This window comes from Xylanimonas allomyrinae, from assembly GCF_004135345.1.
Taxonomy (GTDB): Bacteria; Actinomycetota; Actinomycetes; order Actinomycetales; family Cellulomonadaceae; genus Xylanimonas; species Xylanimonas allomyrinae.
This window is the reverse complement of record NZ_CP035495.1, coordinates 677806-696493: the sequence shown is the minus strand read 5'-3', so window position 1 is coordinate 696493 and position 18688 is coordinate 677806. Positions and strand designations below refer to the sequence as shown.

Genomic DNA, 18688 nt, shown 5'->3' with positions numbered 1-18688 from the left:
GCTCACCCGAGCGCAAGCACCCCGGCCAGCGACACGCTCGACGCGAGCAGCGCCGAGATCCCGCCCAGCAGCAGCGTGCGGCGCCCGGTGCGCACCAGCCGGGGCACGTCGACGCCCAGCCCGAGGGCGACCATCGCGACGACGAACAGCACCGTCGTCAGCGCGTCTGCGGCATGCAGCACGCCAGCAGGCACCAGGCCCGTCGAGCGCGCGGCGACGGCGACGAGGAACCCCAGGACGAAGAGCGGAACGGGCGGCGTGCGCCGTTCCTCCGGCAGCGCGCGCCCGGGCTCGCGGCGCACGAGCACCGCGCCCGTGCCCGCCACGATCGGCGCGAGCAGCGCGACGCGCGCCAGCTTGGCGATGGTCGCCGTCGCGAGGGCGGCTGCCGAGACGGCTCCCGCGGCCGCGACCACCTGGGCGACCTCCTGCACGCTCGCGCCGATCCACAGGCCGGTGCGTGCGTCGTCGAGCCCGATCGCGCGTGCGAGCGGGGGCAGCACGAACACGGCGACCGTGCCGTAGACGGTCACGAGCGCGAGCGCCGCCGCGACGGCGTCGGCGTCGGCGGTGTGCCGCGCCTCGGGCGGGCGGGAACGCTCGACCACGCCCGTCATCGCCGAGACGGCCGCGGCCCCGCACACGGCGAACCCCGTGCCGACCAGCAGCGCCGCCTCGCGCGGCACGCCCAGCCGGCGTCCGGCCCACTGCGTGCCGGCGAACGTCACCGCAAGCGTGACCACGACGACGGTGAGCCCGCGCCAGCCCAGCGCGAGCACGTCGGGCACCGACAGGCGCAGCCCCAGCAGCACGACGCCGGTGCGCAGCACGTGCTTGGCGGCGACGGCCGTGCCCGGCGCGAGCGCCGCCCACAGCGGCCCCCGCTCGACGGGCGCGCGGCGCACCCACGCGCCTGCGCCCGTGCCGACGGCCGCACCCAGGACGAGCGCGAGGACGAGCGGGGAGACGGCGGGAACGAGGGGGACACCGCGAGCAGGCCGGCCCCGGCGAGCACGGCGAGGGCAAGTCCGGGGATCAGGCGCACGACTCCCAGCGTCGGGCGCCGGCGGCGGCCGCGGAAGCCCGACCGCCCGAGAGAGCCATAGGATTCGCCTATGGCTGATCGGACCCGCCGCACCGAACGCACGTCGCTCGCCCTGCTCGAGCTGCTCGTCGCGCTCGACGAGCACGGCTCGATCAGCGCCGCGGCCCGCGCTCGCGGCGTCGCGCAACCGACCGCCTCGGCCGGGCTCCGCACGCTCGAACGCCGCCTCGGCATCGACCTGCTCGTGCGGGCCCCGCGCGGCACGAGCCTCACCGAGACCGGCCGCCTGGTCGCCACCTGGGCGGGCGAGCTCGTGGCTGCGTCGGAGCGGTTCGAGGAGGCCGTGACCGCGCTGCGCACCACCACGCACGAGCGGTTGCGCGTCGCCGCGAGCCTGACCGTCGCCGAGCACCTCGCCCCGCGCTGGCTCGCCGCGCTCGCCGCCGCCCCGCGCGCCGGCGCGGCCCCCGACGTCGAGCTCGTCGTCCGCAACTCGCGCGACGTCATGGACCTCGTGCTCGCCGACGGCGCCGACCTGGGCTTCGTCGAAGGGCCGGGCGTGCGGCGGGGCCTGCGCAGCCGCACGGTCGCCGACGACGAGCTCGTCGCCGTCGTCGCCCCCACACACCCCTGGGCCGGACGCCGCACCGTCGCCGTCGGCGACCTGCTCCGTGCCCGGCTGGTGGTGCGCGAGGCGGGCTCGGGCACGCGCGAGGTGCTGGAGGCCGCACTCGAGCGCGCAGGGCACGCCCTGCCCCCGCACCTGCCGACCATGGGCTCGACCGTGGCGCTCACCTCCGCCGTCGTGCACGGCGGCGCGGTCACCGTCGTCTCGGCCCTGGGCGTGGCCGACGACGTCGCGCGCGGCTCGCTCGCGCGCGTCTCGATCGCCGGGCTCGACCTGCGCAGGCGCCTGCGCCTGGTCTGGAAGGACGGCGCCGGGCTGTCGGCCACGGCGCGGCGGTTCGCGGCGGTCGCGACACGGGCGGGAGCGCTCCTCGACGACGTCGCGGCGGACGACGAACGCGGCGGCGCGGTGGAGTGACCGAGGTGCCGGGCGGTCACCCCAGGTCCACCCTGGACGAGGGCGCACCCCGCACCCACGGTCACGAGCAAGGAGCCACGTGATGCCGCACTACCTGATCTCGTTCGACGACGGCACGATGATCGTCAGCCCGGAGGACCTTCCCGCCGTCTCCGAGGCGAGCCACGCGGTCGTCGACGAGGCCCGAGACGCCGGGGTCTGGGTCTACGGCGGTGGCCTGCTCAGCCAGCGGGCGAGCATCGTGGCTACCGACGGGGCGGTCACCGACGGGCCCTACCCCGAGACCAAGGCCGTGCTGGGCGGGTTCAGCGTCATCGACGTGCCGACGCGAGAGGACGCGCTGGCGTGGGCCGCCCGGCTCGCGGCCGCATGCCGGTGCGCCCAGGAGGTGCGCGAGATCATGCACGACCCGGCCGGCTGAAGCGCGGCCCGACACGAGCCGACCGCTGCGGCGGTGACGCCGCGCCGCCCCACGAGCGCACCGTCACACGGCGGAACGACCCCGCGACGGTGCTAAGCGGCCGCCGAGACGAATCTCACGGACGCCGGGATCGGTCGGAACGCGCGCCGCCACGCCCCCCTCCCGCTAGGTTCGGACCATGGCACTCGACGCTGAGGCTCAGGTCAACCGACACATCATGGCGGCCCTCGTGGGCAGCGCCGGATCCGGCATGACGACGCTGGTCGAAGCCGTCCTGCACCGATCGGGGGCCATCGCGCGTCCGGGCACGATCGCCGCAGGCACGACGGTCGGCGACTACCAGCCCGAGGAGGTCGCGCGCGGCACCACGCTCACGACCGGCCTGACCTATCTGGAGTGGGACTCCGACGACGGCGAGCACTACACGCTCACGCTGGCCGACACGCCCGGGCACCCGGACTTCATCGGGAGCGTCGACGCCGCCCTGTCGGCCTGCGACCTCGCCGTCGTCGTCGTGTCCGCGGTCGCGGGCGTCACCGCCGGAACGCGCGCCGCCTGGGCCGCGGCCGACGCCGCAGGCGTGCCCCGCATCGTCATGGTGACGTGCGCCGATCGCCCCCAGGCCAGCTTTCACCGCGTGCTCGGCGAGCTGCGCGAGACGTTCGGGCCCCACCTGTGGCCCATCGAGCTGCCCATCGGCTCGGAGGAGGACTTCCGTGCCGTGGCCGACGTGCTCGGCAGCCGGGCGCTCGCGCAGGGCCCCAAGCACGAGCAGATCGTCGAACCGCTGCCCGACGACGTCGCCGACGAGAGCCAGACCCTGCACAGCGACGTGACCGAGGAGATCGTCTCGCACTACGACGCCCTGCTCGAGGCGTACCTGGAGGGCAAGGAGCCCTCGCTCGACGAGCTCCAGCGGCGGCTCGCGGAGCAGACCGCCGCCGGCGACGCCGTGCCGGTCGTCGTCTCGTCGGGCGTCACCGAGACGGGGGTCGACCGGTTCATCGACATCCTGTGCCAGCTCATCCCCGCGCTCAGCGCGCGCGACTCGGCCATCGTCGCGTCCGACGGCACCGAGGTCTCCGTGGCCCGCGATCCGCAGGGCGAGCCGCTGGCGTACGCGTTCGACGTCGTCGCCGACCAGTTCCTCGGGCAGATCACCATGCTCAAGGTGCTCTCGGGCACCGTCCGCGCCGGCGACCGGCTGCGCAACGCGACGACGGGCACCGAGGAGCGTCTCGGGAACCTCTTCCGGCTGCGCGGCGCGCAGCGCCTGCCCTGCGACGAGCTGCGGGCCGGTGACGTCGGCGGTGCCGCGAAGCTCGTGGGCACCCCGGCCGGGTCGTTGCTGTGGTCCCGGCCCACCGGCCAGGCGCGGCCGCGGGCGCTCCCCGAGCACCCCGCGGTGTACTCGCTCTCGCTCGACCCCGTCAGCCAGCCCGACGTCGAGAAGCTCTCGACGGCGCTCGCACGCGCGCTCACCGAGGACCACACGCTCTCGGTCGAGTACAGCGACGGCCGCACCATCGTGCACGGCCTCGGCGACACCCAGCTCGAGATCCTGGTCGACCGGCTCAAGCGCATCTTCGGGGTGAGCGTCACGACGAGTCCCGCACCCGTCGCGTTCCGCGAGACGGTGGCGCGCGAGACCCGGGCGGAGGGCCGCCTCAAGAAGCAGTCGGGCGGCCACGGCCAGTTCGCCGTCGTGCATGTGGTCGTCTCCCCGCTCGGACCCGGTGGCGGGTTCGAGTTCGTCGACTCCGTCGTCGGGGGCGCCGTACCACGGCACTACATCCCCGCCGTCGAGAAGGGCGTGCGGGACGCCCTCGAACGCGGTGGCCCGCACGGGCACCCCGTCGTCGACGTGCGGGTCGAGCTCGTCGACGGCAAGTCGCACTCGGTCGACTCCTCCGACATGGCGTTCCGCACCGCGGGGTCGCTGGCGGTGCACGAGGCTCTCGCCAAGGCCGGGACGGTCGTGCTCGAACCCGTCTCGGCCGTGACCGTCACTGTCCCGGTGGCCTACCAGGGGGCCGTCATGACCGACCTGGCAGGACGGCACGGCCGCGTGCACGACACCCGGATGACGGACGCCGGGGACGCCGTCGTGATCGCGACCGTGCCTGACGTGGAGCTGCAGCGCTACGTGCTCGACCTGCGCTCGCTCACGCAGGGGTACGGGCAGCTCACGATCGAGCCGGACCACTACGAGGTGGCGTCGACGCCGTCGCGGGTGCCCTGACGCGTGCGGCGACTCCTGGCACGTTCCCCGGGTAGCGTCGAAGCCATGTCACCGGACGCGCTGCTCGGCCACTGCCTCGCCATGCCGGGTGCCTACCTCGACCACCCGTTCCACCCTGAGCACACCGCCGTCCGGCTCAAGACCCCGAGCATGGACAAGGGCCGCATCTTCGCCGAGGTGTTCACGCTGCGCGGCGTCGACGTCGCCACGCTGCGCTGCGAGCACGACGCCGCCCTGACCTACCGGGACATGTACCCGGGCGTCGTCGTGCGCGGGTACCACTGCCCGCCGGCGGAGGCCCGGTACGCCAACACCATGCCGCTCGACGGCGGCGTGCCTGACGGTCACCTGATCGAGATGACCGACGAGGCGTACGACTTCATCCGTGCGAAGCTGCCCCGCTACCGGCAGGCCGAGCTGGCCGGCCTCGGCGACGGCTGACGGTCGGCCCGCCGCGCCGGGCGCGCACCGGTCGGCGCACTGCGCGGCACGTGGCCGTCGGCGACCGTGTGCGGGACGACGTCAGCCACCGGTGAAGGCGGAGACGGTCAGTTCCGCGTCCGCCGCCAGGCAGGGCTCGGCGAGCGCGGCCAGGGCGTCGTCCCAGGCCGCCGTCCCGATCCCGGCGGGCTCGTCGGCCGCCCCGGCGTCGACCGCGGGGGCAGCCGCCTGCAGGTCGGCGACCCCCTGGCTGACAGCACCGGCACCGGCCGCGGGGATGCGGCCGAGCGAGCGTGTCGCAACTCCGTACCAGCCTCGCTGTTCCTGGGCGGTCATGCGGCCCTCGCGCAGTGCGTTGTCGGCGTTCTCGACGATCGTCATGACGTCGGAGACGGCCGCGCACGCGGCGGCCTCCCGTGCAGCGTCAGCCGTGGGCGCTTCGTCCGGGGCCGCGTCCGCCTGAGCCTCGTCACCCTGCTCCGCCTCCCGTGCGGGGTCGGGCTCGGGCTCCGCGCCGCCTGCAGCGTCACAGCCTGCCGCCATCAGAGCCGCCATCAGCAAGGCTGATGCCCCTACCGCCCGCATCCCGCGCATGGACCCTCCCGATCGTGATCACGTGGCTGGCGACGCTATCAGCGCAGAGGCGTGCAGGGCGGCCGGCGCGGCGCCGGGCCTCGCACGCCGCCAGGCGACGGGGTGCCCGCGTCAGTCGGCCGCGACCAGTCCCCGCCGGACCGCCCGCGTCAGCCGCGGCGGCACGAGGACGGTCCTGCCCTGCACGACGACGGGGACCAGCGCCGGCTCCGAGGCCGTCCATCGTGCCCGACGGGACCGTGTGCGGGATCTCGACGTCTTCCTCTTCGGGACTGCCATGGCGCCCTCCTCGTCTCTCTAGCGGTGTTCTCAGCCCTGACGGGCCTTGAACCGGGGGTTCTGCTTGTTGATGACGTACGTCTTGCCGCGGCGCCGGACGACCTTGGAGCCCGGAGCGAGCTTGAGCGAGCGCAGGGAGGCGCGAACCTTCACCGTGCCTCCTTCGCGGCGTAGCGCCGTCGGAACTTCTCGACGCGGCCTGCGGTGTCGACGACGCGCGCGCTGCCGGTCCAGAAGGGGTGGGACGCGCTGGAGATCTCCACGTCGACGACGGGGTAGGTGCGGCCGTCGTCCCACTCGATGGTCTTCGCGGGGCGCCCTGGCCCACCCGGGACGTCCGCGCTCAGGGTCGAGCGGGTCAGGAAGGCGAACCCGGCGCTCGCATCGCGGAAGACGACGGGCCCGTAGGCGGGGTGGATGTCCTTCTTCACTGTTCTCCTCGGGTTCGCTGGTCACCAGCTGGACTTGGTCACGCCGGGCAGCTCGCCACGGTGGGCGAGGGTGCGCACGTTAATGCGCGAGAGCCCGAACGCGCGCAGATAGGCGCGCGGGCGTCCGTCTGCCGCGTCGCGGTTGCGTACGCGCACGGGACTGGCGTCGCGCGGCTGGCGCCGCAGTTCGGCGGCCGCGGCCGCGCGCTGCTCGGCGCTCGACGACGGCGCCACGATCACGGCCTTGAGCTCGGCGCGCCGGGCGGCGTACCGGGCCACGACGGCACGGCGGCGCTCGTTCGCGGCGATCTTCGACTTCTTGGCCATCAGCGCTCTTCGCGGAAGTCGACGTGCTTGCGGACCACCGGGTCGTACTTCTTGAGCACGATCCGGTCGGGGTCGTTGCGCCGGTTCTTGCGCGTCACGTACGTGAAGCCCGTGCCGGCGGTCGAGCGCAGCTTGACGATCGGGCGCAGGTCGGTGCGGGCCATCAGACCCTCTCCCCTCGGGCGAGGATGCGCGCGACGACGGCGTCGATCCCCTGCCGGTCGATGGTCTTGATCCCCTTGGCGCTGACCTGCAGCGTGACCTTGCGGCCCAGCGAGGGCACCCAGTAGTGCTTGGTCTGGATGTTCGGGTTCCACCGGCGCTTGGTGCGCACATGGGAGTGGGATATCGAGTTTCCGAAGCCCGGGATGGTTCCGAGCACCTGGCAGCGGGCTGACACCGTGCCTCCTTCGTCGCATGAAAGGGTTGTTGAGAACGCTTCTCAACCGGCTATAGTGAAGCACAACCGAGAACCGTTCTCAACAAGGAGGCTTCGTGCACCCCGCTCCCCCGCCCCCGGCACGCCCGAGAAGCTCCGCCTCAGCGTGCTGGCCGCCATCGACCCCGTGCTGCGCGACGCCGCCGTCACCGGCATCGTGCTCGGCTCACCCGGCACCGTCGCCGTCCGCCACGACCTGCTCGTCGACGACGGCGCCCTGCGGCGCGTCGTCGTCGACGCGAGCGGCGTCGTCGAGGACGCACTGCTGCCCCTGGAGCACGCGTGCCTGTCGTGCTGCGTGCGCGAGGACGCGATCCCCACGCTCACCCGCCTCGCCGACGACGGACGATGGACCGACGCGGTACTCGCCCTGCCCGCCACGGCCGAGCCGATCGCCGTCGTCCGCGCCCTCGAGATCGCCACCGAGCCGGGAGGCCCGCTGGCGCGCTACCGGCTGGCGACCACCGCGGCAGTCGCCGACGTGGACACCCTCGAAGAAGACCTCCTCGGCGACCAGCTCTGCGGGGACCGCGGCCTGGAGCTCGCCGACGACGACGAACGCTCCGTCGGCGAGGCGCTCGCGGCCCAGCTCGAGCAAGCCGACCTCGTCGTCACCACGGGGACGTCCCCCACCGGCCTCGGACTGGTGGACCGGCTGCGCGGCGAGGGAACCACCCGCACCGACGGCCTCCACCACCTCGACGCCGCAGACCTCGCCGCCCTCCGGCACGACCCGGTCGCCGCCGAGCGGCGAGCCAACCCGCTGCGCGCGCGAGGCGCAGACGCCATCGGCGGGGCGCACGGGCCGGGCGGGGACCGCAGCTGGACCCTCGTGCTCGACTCGTCCCAGGCGTTCGACCCCGAGCGTCTGCTGGCCCAGGTCGAAGCGCTCGGCACCGGCCGGATCCGCTCCCGCGGCGTCTTCCACGTCGCCAACCGGCCCGACTCGGCCTGCCTGTGGGACTCGGCCGGCGGCCAGACGTGCATCGCCGGCCTCGGCCCCTGGGGCGAGGCCATGACCGGGTCCGGCCCGCGCACGCGCATCTGCGTCGTCGGCGCGGGCGACGACGCAGATGCGCAGGTCTTGCGGCAGCGGATCAGCGACGCCTTCCGCACGGCGCTCGCCACCCCCGGCGAAGCCGCAGACGGCGGCCTGCGCTGGCTCGGCCGCGACGACGTCCTCGCGCCCTGGCTCGGCGAGCGCACGGCGGTCTGAGCTCGGGCCGTCGATCGGGCGACGCCGCGCGGGCGGCACCGGCACGGGCCGGTCGGCGCGGGCGCGACACCGGGCGCAGGCGGTGGCGACCGCGTGCGGCCGACGCCGTCAGTCGCGCGCAGCGTCGAGGATGACCTTGGTGACGGTGCCGGGCTCGGTCACCATGACGACATGCGAGCTCTTGACCTCGATGGTGAGTGCTCCGGCCCGCCTGGCCATCGCCCGCTCGGCCTCGGGCGGGATGATGCGGTCCTGCTTCGCCACGACGTACCAGCTGGGGATGTCGGCCCAGGCCGGGGCGCCGGACGGGGTGAGCAGCGCGCCCAGCGCGCCGGGGCGCTGGCTGGCGGCCATGACGCGTGCCGTGTCGCGCGGGAGGTCCTGGGCGAAGAGCTGGTGGAACCAGGCGGGATCGATGTAGGCGTCCGCGTCGCCCGCGGGCGCTCCAGGATACGGGCGCAGCACGAGGTGGTCGGTGACGACGGTGTGACCGCCGCCGAGCTCGTTGGCGGCGGCAACGCTCTCCCCCTCGGCCGGCGCGTAGGCGGCGACGTACACGAGCGCTTCGACGTCGGGGTCGCCGGTCGCGGCGTTGGTGATGACGGCGCCGCCGTAGGAGTGCCCGACGAGCACCACGGGCCCGGAGACGGTGTCGAGGAACTGACGCAGGTACTCCCCGTCGGTCACCGGGCCGCGCAGCGGGTTGGGGAACGCCAGGACGGGGTAGCCACGTTCGATCAGGCGCGCGGCGACGGCGTCCCAGCCGCTGGAGTCGGCGAACGCCCCGTGGACGAGAACGATGGTGGGCTTCGCGTGGGAGCCTGTGCCCCCGCCGTGCGAGCCGTGCGAGCGCGCAGGCGACGCCGAGCCGGCTGCGGGTGCGAGCGCGAGCAGGGCCGCGGCGAGCGCGGCGATCAGTGCGGTGGGGCGGCTGATGCCTCTCCTGGTCATCGGGAAGCCTCCTGTCGGGGTGGGGACGCGACGATCATCGGTACGACGGCGGGTGAACTGGACCACGTGCGCCGCGTAGTCCCGCGCGAGCCGTCCTACGGTGGGCTCATGACGACCGCCGGCGGCGTGCTGGGTCGCGACGAGGAGCTGCGCACGCTGGCGACGCTCGTCGGTGGCGCACGCAACGGACGCGGGGGCGCGCTGCTGGTCCTCGGCGAACCAGGGATCGGCAAGACGTACCTCGTCGCCGAGGCGATCAGGGACGCGGGCGTCGATCTCGTGCGGCTCGACGGGTACGAGTCGGAGTCGGCCATGCCGTTCGCCGCCGTGCAGCGGCTCGCCGCCGCCCTTCACGAGCACCACGCACAGCTGCCCGAACGTCAGCGGCAGGCCGTGCAGGTCGCGTCCGGGATGACGGACGGCCCGGCGCCGGACCGGTTCCTCGTCGGGCTCGGGGTGCTGGGGCTCCTCGCGGCGGCGGGCGCTCGCGCGCCCGTGGTGTGCGTCGTCGACGACGCGCACCTGATCGACGCTGAGAGCCTGGACGTGCTGGCGTTCGTGGCCCGCCGCCTGGCCGTCGAGCACGTCGCCGTCGTCCTCGCGGCCAGAGACGACGCCGACGTGGTCGACCGCATGGGCGGTGTCCCGCGGCTCGTCCTGACCGGCCTGACCCTGGACGCAGCGGTGCGGCTTCTCAACCGCTCCGCGGCCGCGCCGCTCGCGCCGTCGGCGGCCGCTGCGATCGCCCGGGCCACCGGCGGCAACCCGCTGGCCCTGGTCGATCTGGCCGGCGAGGTGCTCGTGCACGAGCGACCCGACCTGGGACTCTCCGACGCGCCCGTCCCCGTCGGCCGGCATCTCGAGGCGCACTACATCCGTCAGGTGCGGCAGGCCGATCCGCAGGTCCAGACCTGGGTGTTGCTGGCCGCCGCCGACTCGACCGGCAACGTCGACCTCCTGGCCGCGGCGGCCGAGCACCTGGGCCTGAGCCCGGACGGCAGCGACCGGGCCGAGGTCGCCGGCCTGGTGGAACTGGCGCCCGTCGTGCGGTTCCGGCACCCGCTGGTGCGGTCGGCCGTCTACAACGCGGCGCCGGGGGCCGAACGACGGCGGGCGCACCGCGCCCTCGCCTGCGCGGCCGACGCTCTCGGCCTGGTGGAGGTGGAGGCCTGGCATGCCGCCCGGACCGTCCTGGGCACCGACCCAGCGGTCGCCGACCGGCTCGCACACGCAGCCGACCTGGCCGCACAGCGCGGCGGTCTGGCGTCGCAGGCGACGATCCTCGCCCGCGCGGCAGAGCTCAGCCTGCCCGGGCCGGACCGTGACTCACGACAGATCGGCGCGGCCGAGGCGGCCCTGGCGGCAGGGGCCGCCCACGTCGCCCAGCGGCTCGTCGGCCAGATCGACGTGACCGCAGTCGACGCCGTCACGCGAGGCCGAGCGGTCACCGTGCGCAGCGCGCTCGGCCTCTTCTCGGCCGACGCCGACGGTGTGCGCGGGGCACGGCGGCGTACCTGGACGCGGCCGACGAGTTCCACCGCGGGCGGGACACGGCGCGCGAACAGCGCGCGCTGCTGCACGCGTTCGAGCGATGCGTCGTCGCGGACCGGCTCATGAACGGCGTCACGCGCGACGAACTGGGGCACCGGCTCGTCGCCGGCGCCGACCTCGCCGGGGGCCCGACGTCGCAGATCCTGCGCGGGCTGGGAGCCATCATCCTCCTCCCCTACGCCGAGGCCGTCGCCCCGGCCCGAGCCGCCTTCGACGCGATCCGCACCCTGCCCGACGCCGAGATGATGCACCTGGGTTCGGCCGTCGCATCGCTCGGGACGTTCCTGTGGGACGCGGCAGGACGTTCGGCCGCACTTGAGCACGCGGCGAAGGCCGCGCGAGACACGGGCGCGCTGCAAGCGCTCGACAGCCTCCTGTGGACCACGGCCCTCTCGGACCTGTGGGGCGGCACCGTGCGCCGGGCCGTCCGGGTCGAGGAGCTGGTGCGCGAGGTGCGGCGAGCGATGGGCTACGACGGCGAGAACGTCCCCAACGTCGCGGTCCTGGCCTGGACCGGCACCGCCTGCGACGTCGTCGAGGGCATGGCACAGGACGCGGCCCGGACGGGTTTCGGCGGGGTCGCGGCGTCCGGCACCGCGTCGCTCGCGGTCCGCGACCTGGCCGAAGGCCGCTACCAGAGCGCGTTCGACCGCCTCGGCCCGCTCGTCGACGACCCGTTCCTCCAGGCCACACCCGTCCAGTACCCCGACTACGTCGAGGCCGCGGCACGCAGCCGGCACCCGCAGGAGGCAGCCACGGTCTCGCGGCTGCTGACGTCGCTGGCCGACGCGAACCGCTCCGCATGGTGCCGCGGCGTGGCCGAACGAGCGCTCGCGCTGACCAGCGCGGACGACGCCGAGCCGCACCACCGGGCGTCGATCGAGGCCCTCGGGACGACCGGGGCAGAGATGGACCTGGCACGGTCCCACCTCGTGTACGGGGAATGGCTCCGCCGCGCGCGCCGACGCCACGCGGCAGGCGAACAGCTCCACCTCGCCCTCAGGCACTTCCGGCGCAGCGGTGCCGACCTGTTCGTCGCCCGCACCACCGCCGAGCTGGCGGCCCTCGGAGACGCCGGTGACGTCGAGAGCGCGCCGCGACGCTCCGACCTGACAACCCAGGAGCACACGGTCGCGCGGCTCGCCGCGCAAGGACGCACCAACTCCGAGATCGCCGCGAACCTGTTCATCAGCACGAACACGGTCGACTACCACCTGCGCAAGGTCTTCCAGAAGCTCGGAGTGTCCTCGCGGCGGCAGCTGGCCGACCGGCTCACGCCGTCGGCCGCAGGCCACACGACCACGCCGTAGGCGCAGCACGGACTACGGGGAGCACGTGGTCCGGACACGTCACGCCGCGGGGCAAGGTCGAACGGCCAGAACACGACCGGACCCGAGGAGGTCGCCATGCCCTACGTCACCACCGATGACGGCGCCCAGATCTTCTACAAGGACTGGGGCACCGGCGGGACGCCCGTCCTGCTCAGCCACGGCTGGCCGCTCAACTCCGACGCGTGGGAGGCGGCCGCGCTGTTCCTCGCCGAGCACGGTCACCGCGCCATCGCGCACGACCGGCGCGGGCACGGCAAGTCCAGCCAGACGTGGGGCGGCAACGAGATGGACACCTACGCCGACGACCTCGCCTGCCTGATCGACACGCTCGACCTGCACGACCTGACCCTGGTCGGCCACTCGACCGGCGGTGGCGAGATCGTCCGCTACATCGGGCGGCACGGCACCGCCCGCGTGGCCAGGCTCGTCCTCGTCTCGGCGGTCCCGCCCCTGATGCTGCAAACCGACGACAACCCTGACGGCCTGCCGATCGAGGTCTTCGACACGATCCGCGCGGGCGAGAAGGCCAACCGGTCCCAGCTCTACCGAGACCTTGCCGACGGCCCGTTCTTCGGCCACAACCGGCACCAGGACGTCGACCAAGGGTTCCGCGACGCGTTCTGGCTCCAGGGTCTGGCCGCCGGCCACCGCGGCGCATACGAGTGCATCGCGGCGTTCTCCGCCACGGACTTCCGTCCCGACCTGGCCAAGGTCGACGTGCCGACCTTGGTCATCCACGGCGACGACGACCAGATCGTGCCGTTCGCCGTCGGCGGCAAGCGGTCGGCCGCGCTGGTCGACGGCGCGACCCTCACCGTCTACGAGGGCAGCAGCCACGCCCTGCCCGACACCGACCGCGACCGCCTTCACGCCGACCTGCTGGCGTTCGTCGACGCCTGAGCGGGCGACCCCTCACCCCGAGGACCGCAACCGTGCACCGGAACGTCCGAAGACAGGCCACCGCAGCCGCCGTCGCCGGCCCGACGCCACGCTCGCGCGACGCATCCGACCGCACCCCGGTCTCGGACCGGGCGTGCGCCGAATCCGAGGGCTCCGTCGCGTGACCGGCATCGACCCCACGCCGGCCGGCTCACCCACGCTGAGCGTCACGCACGTGGGCGGGCCCACCGTCCTGATCGAGCTCGCCGGCTGGCGCATCCTGACCGACCCCACGTTCGACCCTCCCGGACGCACGTACGAGTTCGGGCTCGGCACCCGCTCGACCAAGACCACCGGCCCGGCCGTCGCGCCCGACGAGGTAGGTCCGGTGGACCTGATCCTGCTCAGCCACGACCACCACGCGGACAATCTCGACGACCACGGCCGCAGCCTCCTGCCCTCCGCGGGCACCGTCCTGACCACCGTTCCCGGCGCGCGGCGGCTGCGCGCACCGAACACGCGAGGCCTGCGGCCGGGCCAGGCCACCACCGCCTCCGCCGTCGGACGGCCGGACCTGCACGTCCTGGCCACACCCTGCAGGCACGGGCCGCCCTTGAGCCGGCCCGTTGCCGGAACGGTGATCGGGTTCGCCGTCTCCCTCGCCGGCAGCCCACGGACCGCGGTCTGGATGACCGGCGACACCGTGCTGCACCGGCCGCTGCGGCGGGCGGCACGCCATCTGGACGTGGACGTCCTCCTGCTGCATCTCGGAGCGGTGCGTTTCCCGCTCACCGGCCCGCTGCGCTACTCCATGAACAGCACGGACGCGGCGGGACTCCTCGCCGCGACGAGGCCGCGCGTCGTCGTGCCCGTCCACTACGAGGGGTGGTCGCACTTCTCCGAAGCCGAAGAACGGGCACGCGAGAACCTCCACGCGGATCGGCTACCCGCCGGAACCACCGTCACCTGGCTTGAGCGAGGGCGCGCGGCGGCCCTCGCCCTGCATGGTCCGTGAACACCGCCGACGACGCCGGAGGGCCGGGCGCTGGGCGTGGCCCTCGACCGGGGCGCTCGCCCTGGGCGGGCGGCCGTGTGCGCGGTGCGCGGGCGGGGCCCGACGGGCCGCGCCCGGGTGGACGCACCGGCCGTCCGGCGTAGCGGCCCCGCCTCAGCGGCGCGACCGCGCCAGCAGCCACACGAAGTACGGCGCCCCGAGCAGCGCGACGGCAAGACCCGCCGGGAGCTGCGCGGGTGCGATCACGGTGCGGCCCGCCAGGTCCGCGAGGCCGAGCAGCACGGCGCCGAGCAGCATCGCGACGGGCAGCACGCGCGCGTGGCGTCCGCCGACGAGGGCGCGCGCGGCGTGCGGTGCGACCAGGCCGACGAACCCGACGACGCCGACCGCGGTCACGCTCGTGGCCGCGAGCGCCGCCGCGACGGCCAGGACGAGCAGCCGCGTGCGCTCCAGCCCGATCCCGACCAGGCGGGGCGTGTCGTCGTCGAGCGCGAGCAGGTCCAGCTCGCGCGGCATCGCGGCGGCGAGGGGCACGGCCAGGCCGAGCAGGACGACGACGGGCAGCACCTCGGGGAAGTCGCGTCCGTAGGTCGTCCCGGACAGCCACGTGTAGATGCGTGGGGTGTTCCACGGGTCCGCGCGCAGCAGGAGGAACGCCGACACTGCGGCGGTCAGGTTCCACAGGCCGATGCCGACGAGCACGAGCCGGTCGGCGAGGAGGCCGGAGCGCCACGCGAGCAGGAAGACCAGCACGAACGCGCCCAGACCTCCGGCGACGGCCGCGACGAGCGTGGCGCCGGCGCTGGCCGCGACCCCGTTGCCCCAGGCGGTGCCCGCGACCGCGGTCACGGCCACCACGGCGCCGAGGCCGGCGCCGCCGGTGATGCCGAGGATGCCGGGCTCCGCCAGCGGGTTGCGGGCGGTGGCCTGCACCATCGTTCCCGAGAGTGCGAGCGCGGCCCCGGCGACCACGGCGGCCGCGACGCGCGGAGCCCGCTCGTCGAGGGCGAACCGGACGACGGCAGGACCCTCGCCCTGCATCCACAGGGCGATGTCTCCCGTGCGCAGCCACGTCGACCCGGCGAGCAGCCCGGCCACGACGACGGCCCCTGCGAGCAGGGCCGCGCCGGTGAGCACGACGACGAAGCGTCGCGTGCCCCGCGGCCCGCCGACGGCCGCCGGCGGCCGCCTCGTCGGCCCGGCGTCGCGCAGACGGCGGGCGAGCAGCACCATGATCAGCGCGCCGATCACCGTCGTCGCCACGCCGGTGGGCACGGCGAGCGCCGCGTCCGCTCCCAGGAGGGCGCGCACCGCGGCGTCGGCGAGCACGACGACGAACGAGCCGAGCAGGCCCGCCGCCGGGAGAAGCAGCACGTGCCGGTTCAGCGCGGGCAGGACGCGCGCCAGCAGGCGTGCGACGACGGGTGCGGCGAGCCCGACGAACCCGATCGGCCCTGCGAGCGTGACCGCCGCCGCCGTCAGCAGGACCGCCAGCACGACGGCGCCGGCACGGGTGCCCCGCACGGGAACGCCCAGGGCCCGGGCGGTGTCGTCACCGAGCCCGAGGACGTCGAGGCGGCGTGCGAGCAGCATCCCCCCGGCCGTGGCCGCGACGACGACGGGCAGCGCGCGCCAGAACGCCGTGAGGTCGAGCTGGCTCAGCGACCCGCTGCCCCAGGCGAACAGCCCGGTCGTCTCCGTCTCGAACAGGATCAGCAGGGCGGAGACGGCGGCCTGGAGCGCCATGGCGACGGCGGCGCCGGCCAGGACCAGCCTGCTGCCGCCGGCACCGGCCCCACCGGCGAGACCGAGCACGAGCGCGGCCGCGGCGATCCCCCCGGCGAACGCGACGGCTCCTGACGCCCAGAACGGCACGGAGAGGCCGAACGCGGCCACGATCACGACCGCCAGGTAGGAGCCGCCTGTGACGGCGAGGGTGTCGGGCGACGCGAGGGGGTTGCGTGACACGGACTGGAAGAGCGCCCCCGCGACGCCGAGCGCGAACCCGACGGCCACGCCCGCCGCGAGGCGCGGCAGGCGTGAGCCGACGAGGATGTCGCGGACGGCCACGTCGCCGCCGCCGGTCAGCAGACCGAGCAGCTCCCGCACCCCGACGTCCGACGTGCCCTGGGTGAGGTGCCAGGCACCGACCAGGACGACGGCGAGGGCGAGCGCGAGCACCGCGGCCGCCCCCGTGGCCCAGACGGCGGGCCGGGTCGATCTCGCGAGCCCTTCCGCGAGCGGCGGTGCGTCCGTGCGGGACGTGGTGGCCGTCATCACGTCACTTCGTGAAGACGTCGACGTAGGCGTCGATGACCTTCTCGGACGACCGCGGCCCGCCGAAGGTCCAGGTGTGCGCGGGGAACGCGTGGGTGCGGCCGTCGACGACGGCAGGCAGGTTGGCCCAGACCGCGTTCTTCGTCAGCCCGGCGGTCCAGTCCTCGTCGTCCTGCGTCCCGGTGTACAGGAAGGTCGCGTCTCCGACGGCGGACATGCCTTCGATGTCCGACTGCCCCAGCCCGTAGGCCGGGTCGACCTCGCCTGTCCACGCGTTCGTCAGGCCCAGCGCCTCGCCGAGCTCGCCCACGAGCGACCCCTGGCCGAAGGGGCGCAGCGCCACGTTGCCGCCGTCGATCCACCCGTCGAAGTAGACGAAGTCCGTGCGCTCGGGGGCGGCGTCGGCGATCTGCTGCTTCGCGTCGGCGAGGTGCGTCTCGAACTCGTCGACGACGGTCGCGGCACGTTCCTCCCGGCCGGTCGCCTGGGCGATCAGGTCGAACGTCGCGAGCATGTTCGCGACGGGGTCGGCGGCGTCGGCGCCCTTGGTCGCCAGGACGGGCACGTCGTACGCCTCGAGCGTCGCGATGATCTCGTCGTCGGGCGTGTACGCCTCGACGATGACGAGGTCGGGCTCGGCGGCGTAGAGCGTGTCGAGGTTGGGCTCACCACGGGTGCCGACGTCGGTCACGCCCTCGGGCAGCGTCTCGGCGCCGTTCCACGTCGTGTAGCCGGCGACGTCGGCGACCGCGACGGGGGCGACGCACAGCGTGAGCACGTCCTCGACCTGCTGCCACTCCAGCACGGCGACCCGCGCGGCCGGCTTGTCGAGCTCGACGGTGCGGCCGAACGAGTCCGTCAGAGTGACGGGGCCGGTGGACGTGGCGACGCCGGCGCACTCGCCGCTCGCGGCCGCGGTGGGCGCGGCCGCGGCCGCTCCGGGGTCGGTGGTACCGCAGGCTGACAGTGCCAGGGGCAGCAGAAGGGCAGCGCCCACCAGGGACGCGGTCGTGCGCAAAGACATGGGTTTCCTCGAACGGTCGTGACGATGTGTCGTGGCGGAGCGCGCGGACCAGCGGCCGCACGCGGGGATCGGAGGGTTCAGCGGGTCCGGCCGTGGTGGCGACCGCGCGGGTGCACGCGGACGCGGCCCGTGCCGGGGTCGGTGGTGACGTCGATGGGAAGGCCGTAGGCGTGCGACAGGTGCTCGCTGGTCAGCACCTCGGCGGGCTCCCCGGCGGCGAGCACCCGTCCGTGGTGCAGCAGCACGACGTCGTCGGCGACCGATGCCGCGTGGTCGAGGTCGTGCAGGACGACGCCGACGGCGGTGCCGTGCACCTCGGCCATGTCGCGCATCAGGTCGAGCGTCTCGACCTGGTAGCGCAGGTCGAGGTGGTTGGTCGGCTCGTCGAGCAGCACGACGCCCGTCTCCTGCGCGAGGCAGGTCGCCAGCCAGACGCGCTGGAGCTCGCCGCCTGAGAGCTGGTCGACTCCGCGCCGCGCCATCGCGTCGATGCCGGTGATCGCCATCGCGCGGTCGATCGCGGCGACGTCCGCGCCGGTCAGGCCCGCGAAGCGGCGCCGGTGCGGGTGCCGCCCGAACCCGACGACGTCGCGCACCTCGAGCCCGGACGGGTGCGGGCGAGACTGGGCGAGCAACGTCACGCGCCGGGCGAAGTCCCGCGCGGAGAGCGCGGCGACGTCGACGGCGACCGCGCCGCCGGCGTCGAGCCGGACCTCGCCGTCGTCCAGGTGATGCAGGCGGGCGAGCGAGCGCAGCACTGTCGACTTCCCGGACCCGTTGGGGCCGACCAGCGCGGTGACGTACCCGGCTCTGAGCGACACGGCGACGCCGTGCACGACCGTGGTGCGCTGGTAGCCGAGCACCAGGTTCTCGCCTCGCAGGGCGGTCGTGGCCGTCACGGGTGCTCCTTGTCGGTGGCGACGTCAGGGGTCGCAAAACGAAGCCTTCCCTCAAGTGAGGTAAGGCACGCCTAACCTATAGGACCCGCCAGGTAGGTTGGCAAGAATCCGCAGCGAAACGGACGGCAGGGACCCCGAGGCGCGGGACTCTGCGGGTGCGGCTTTGGGTCCCTTCAGCCCGCCTCGGCAGGCCACGTCGGTTGTCACCGATCCGTGCAGCGACCCCAGCGGGCCGGTGAAGGTTCCGGTGACGCGCTGGCCGGGCGGCGCCGAACCTGTCC

The 18688-nt window shown here is 74.5% G+C and carries 21 protein-coding genes; 9 read left to right on the top strand and 12 right to left on the bottom strand.

Annotated elements, in window-relative coordinates; genetic code table 11:
* Nucleotides 1-2 precede the first annotated feature (2 nt).
* Complete coding sequence (locus ET495_RS03135) at nucleotides 3-1190, bottom strand: YeiH family protein (RefSeq protein ID WP_211340902.1); 1188 nt, start codon at nucleotides 1188-1190, stop codon at nucleotides 3-5.
* On the opposite strand from ET495_RS03135, the gene ET495_RS03130 reads away from it, so the two are divergent.
* The 4 genes from ET495_RS03130 to ET495_RS03115 all read left to right on the top strand — a co-directional run bounded on the left by ET495_RS03130 (nucleotide 1116) and on the right by ET495_RS03115 (nucleotide 5194).
* Nucleotides 1116-2090: a LysR family transcriptional regulator gene (locus ET495_RS03130; RefSeq protein ID WP_129202526.1), complete on the top strand. Its 975-nt coding sequence runs from the start codon at nucleotides 1116-1118 to the stop codon at nucleotides 2088-2090. The two genes, ET495_RS03135 and ET495_RS03130, sit on opposite strands and share 75 nt — an antisense overlap.
* 82 nt (nucleotides 2091-2172) lie before the next feature.
* Nucleotides 2173-2511: a YciI family protein gene (locus tag ET495_RS03125; RefSeq protein WP_129202524.1), complete on the top strand. Its 339-nt coding sequence runs from the start codon at nucleotides 2173-2175 to the stop codon at nucleotides 2509-2511.
* A 178-nt stretch (nucleotides 2512-2689) separates the two neighbouring features.
* The gene (locus ET495_RS03120) at nucleotides 2690-4753 is read left to right on the top strand and encodes an elongation factor G (RefSeq protein ID WP_129202522.1); all 2064 of its coding nucleotides are present in this window, start codon (nucleotides 2690-2692) and stop codon (nucleotides 4751-4753) included.
* Between the two features lie 45 nt (nucleotides 4754-4798).
* Nucleotides 4799-5194, top strand: coding sequence for an MmcQ/YjbR family DNA-binding protein (locus ET495_RS03115; protein WP_245993284.1), 396 nt, complete (start codon nucleotides 4799-4801; stop codon nucleotides 5192-5194).
* Nucleotides 5195-5275: 81 nt separating this feature from the next.
* Here ET495_RS03115 and ET495_RS17490 read toward each other — a convergent pair whose 3' ends face one another.
* From ET495_RS17490 to rpmB, 7 genes are all read right to left on the bottom strand, one after another.
* On the bottom strand, nucleotides 5276-5749 hold the full coding sequence (locus tag ET495_RS17490) for a hypothetical protein (protein WP_211340901.1): 474 nt from the start codon (nucleotides 5747-5749) through the stop codon (nucleotides 5276-5278).
* Between the two features lie 150 nt (nucleotides 5750-5899).
* Nucleotides 5900-6067 (bottom strand): 50S ribosomal protein L32, encoded by a 168-nt coding sequence (gene rpmF, locus ET495_RS03105; protein ID WP_129202520.1) that lies wholly within the window; start codon nucleotides 6065-6067, stop codon nucleotides 5900-5902.
* Between the two features lie 30 nt (nucleotides 6068-6097).
* Complete coding sequence (gene ykgO, locus ET495_RS03100) at nucleotides 6098-6220, bottom strand: type B 50S ribosomal protein L36 (protein ID WP_111250312.1); 123 nt, start codon at nucleotides 6218-6220, stop codon at nucleotides 6098-6100.
* Nucleotides 6217-6498, bottom strand: coding sequence for a type B 50S ribosomal protein L31 (locus ET495_RS03095; protein ID WP_129202518.1), 282 nt, complete (start codon nucleotides 6496-6498; stop codon nucleotides 6217-6219). The genes ykgO and ET495_RS03095 overlap by 4 nt, the downstream gene beginning before the upstream one ends.
* Before the next feature lie 21 nt (nucleotides 6499-6519).
* Nucleotides 6520-6825: a 30S ribosomal protein S14 gene (rpsN, locus tag ET495_RS03090; RefSeq protein ID WP_129202516.1), complete on the bottom strand. Its 306-nt coding sequence runs from the start codon at nucleotides 6823-6825 to the stop codon at nucleotides 6520-6522.
* Nucleotides 6825-6989, bottom strand: coding sequence for a 50S ribosomal protein L33 (gene rpmG, locus ET495_RS03085; RefSeq protein WP_129202514.1), 165 nt, complete (start codon nucleotides 6987-6989; stop codon nucleotides 6825-6827). The genes rpsN and rpmG overlap by 1 nt, the downstream gene beginning before the upstream one ends.
* Nucleotides 6989-7225: a 50S ribosomal protein L28 gene (rpmB, locus tag ET495_RS03080; RefSeq protein ID WP_129202512.1), complete on the bottom strand. Its 237-nt coding sequence runs from the start codon at nucleotides 7223-7225 to the stop codon at nucleotides 6989-6991. The genes rpmG and rpmB overlap by 1 nt, the downstream gene beginning before the upstream one ends.
* Nucleotides 7226-7280: 55 nt before the next feature.
* Between rpmB and ET495_RS03075 the strand changes: the two genes are divergently transcribed.
* Complete coding sequence (locus ET495_RS03075) at nucleotides 7281-8480, top strand: GTP-binding protein (RefSeq protein WP_245993283.1); 1200 nt, start codon at nucleotides 7281-7283, stop codon at nucleotides 8478-8480.
* Between the two features lie 108 nt (nucleotides 8481-8588).
* Here ET495_RS03075 and ET495_RS03070 read toward each other — a convergent pair whose 3' ends face one another.
* On the bottom strand, nucleotides 8589-9431 hold the full coding sequence (locus tag ET495_RS03070; protein WP_129202508.1) for an alpha/beta fold hydrolase: 843 nt from the start codon (nucleotides 9429-9431) through the stop codon (nucleotides 8589-8591).
* A 108-nt stretch (nucleotides 9432-9539) separates the two neighbouring features.
* On the opposite strand from ET495_RS03070, the gene ET495_RS18420 reads away from it, so the two are divergent.
* The 4 genes from ET495_RS18420 to ET495_RS03055 all read left to right on the top strand — a co-directional run bounded on the left by ET495_RS18420 (nucleotide 9540) and on the right by ET495_RS03055 (nucleotide 14207).
* Nucleotides 9540-11048 carry an AAA family ATPase gene (locus tag ET495_RS18420; RefSeq protein WP_245993282.1) on the top strand — a complete coding sequence of 503 codons (1509 nt, stop codon included), beginning with the start codon at nucleotides 9540-9542 and terminating at the stop codon, nucleotides 11046-11048.
* Nucleotides 11045-12292: a helix-turn-helix transcriptional regulator gene (locus tag ET495_RS18415; RefSeq protein WP_245993281.1), complete on the top strand. Its 1248-nt coding sequence runs from the start codon at nucleotides 11045-11047 to the stop codon at nucleotides 12290-12292. Before ET495_RS18420 ends, ET495_RS18415 begins: the two co-directional genes overlap by 4 nt.
* Nucleotides 12293-12388: 96 nt before the next feature.
* Nucleotides 12389-13213 carry an alpha/beta fold hydrolase gene (locus ET495_RS03060; protein ID WP_129202506.1) on the top strand — a complete coding sequence of 275 codons (825 nt, stop codon included), beginning with the start codon at nucleotides 12389-12391 and terminating at the stop codon, nucleotides 13211-13213.
* Nucleotides 13214-13373: 160 nt separating this feature from the next.
* Nucleotides 13374-14207 carry an MBL fold metallo-hydrolase gene (locus tag ET495_RS03055; RefSeq protein WP_245993280.1) on the top strand — a complete coding sequence of 278 codons (834 nt, stop codon included), beginning with the start codon at nucleotides 13374-13376 and terminating at the stop codon, nucleotides 14205-14207.
* A gap of 153 nt (nucleotides 14208-14360) precedes the next feature.
* On the opposite strand, the gene ET495_RS03050 is transcribed toward ET495_RS03055, so the two are convergent.
* The 3 genes from ET495_RS03050 to ET495_RS03040 form a co-directional block, all read right to left on the bottom strand.
* The gene (locus ET495_RS03050) at nucleotides 14361-16484 is read right to left on the bottom strand and encodes an iron ABC transporter permease (RefSeq protein ID WP_129202504.1); all 2124 of its coding nucleotides are present in this window, start codon (nucleotides 16482-16484) and stop codon (nucleotides 14361-14363) included.
* A 4-nt stretch (nucleotides 16485-16488) separates the two neighbouring features.
* Nucleotides 16489-17508, bottom strand: a complete 1020-nt coding sequence (locus ET495_RS03045; protein WP_129202502.1) for an ABC transporter substrate-binding protein — start codon at nucleotides 17506-17508, stop codon at nucleotides 16489-16491.
* Between the two features lie 77 nt (nucleotides 17509-17585).
* The gene (locus ET495_RS03040) at nucleotides 17586-18407 is read right to left on the bottom strand and encodes an ABC transporter ATP-binding protein (protein ID WP_129202500.1); all 822 of its coding nucleotides are present in this window, start codon (nucleotides 18405-18407) and stop codon (nucleotides 17586-17588) included.
* Nucleotides 18408-18688: the final 281 nt, after the last annotated feature.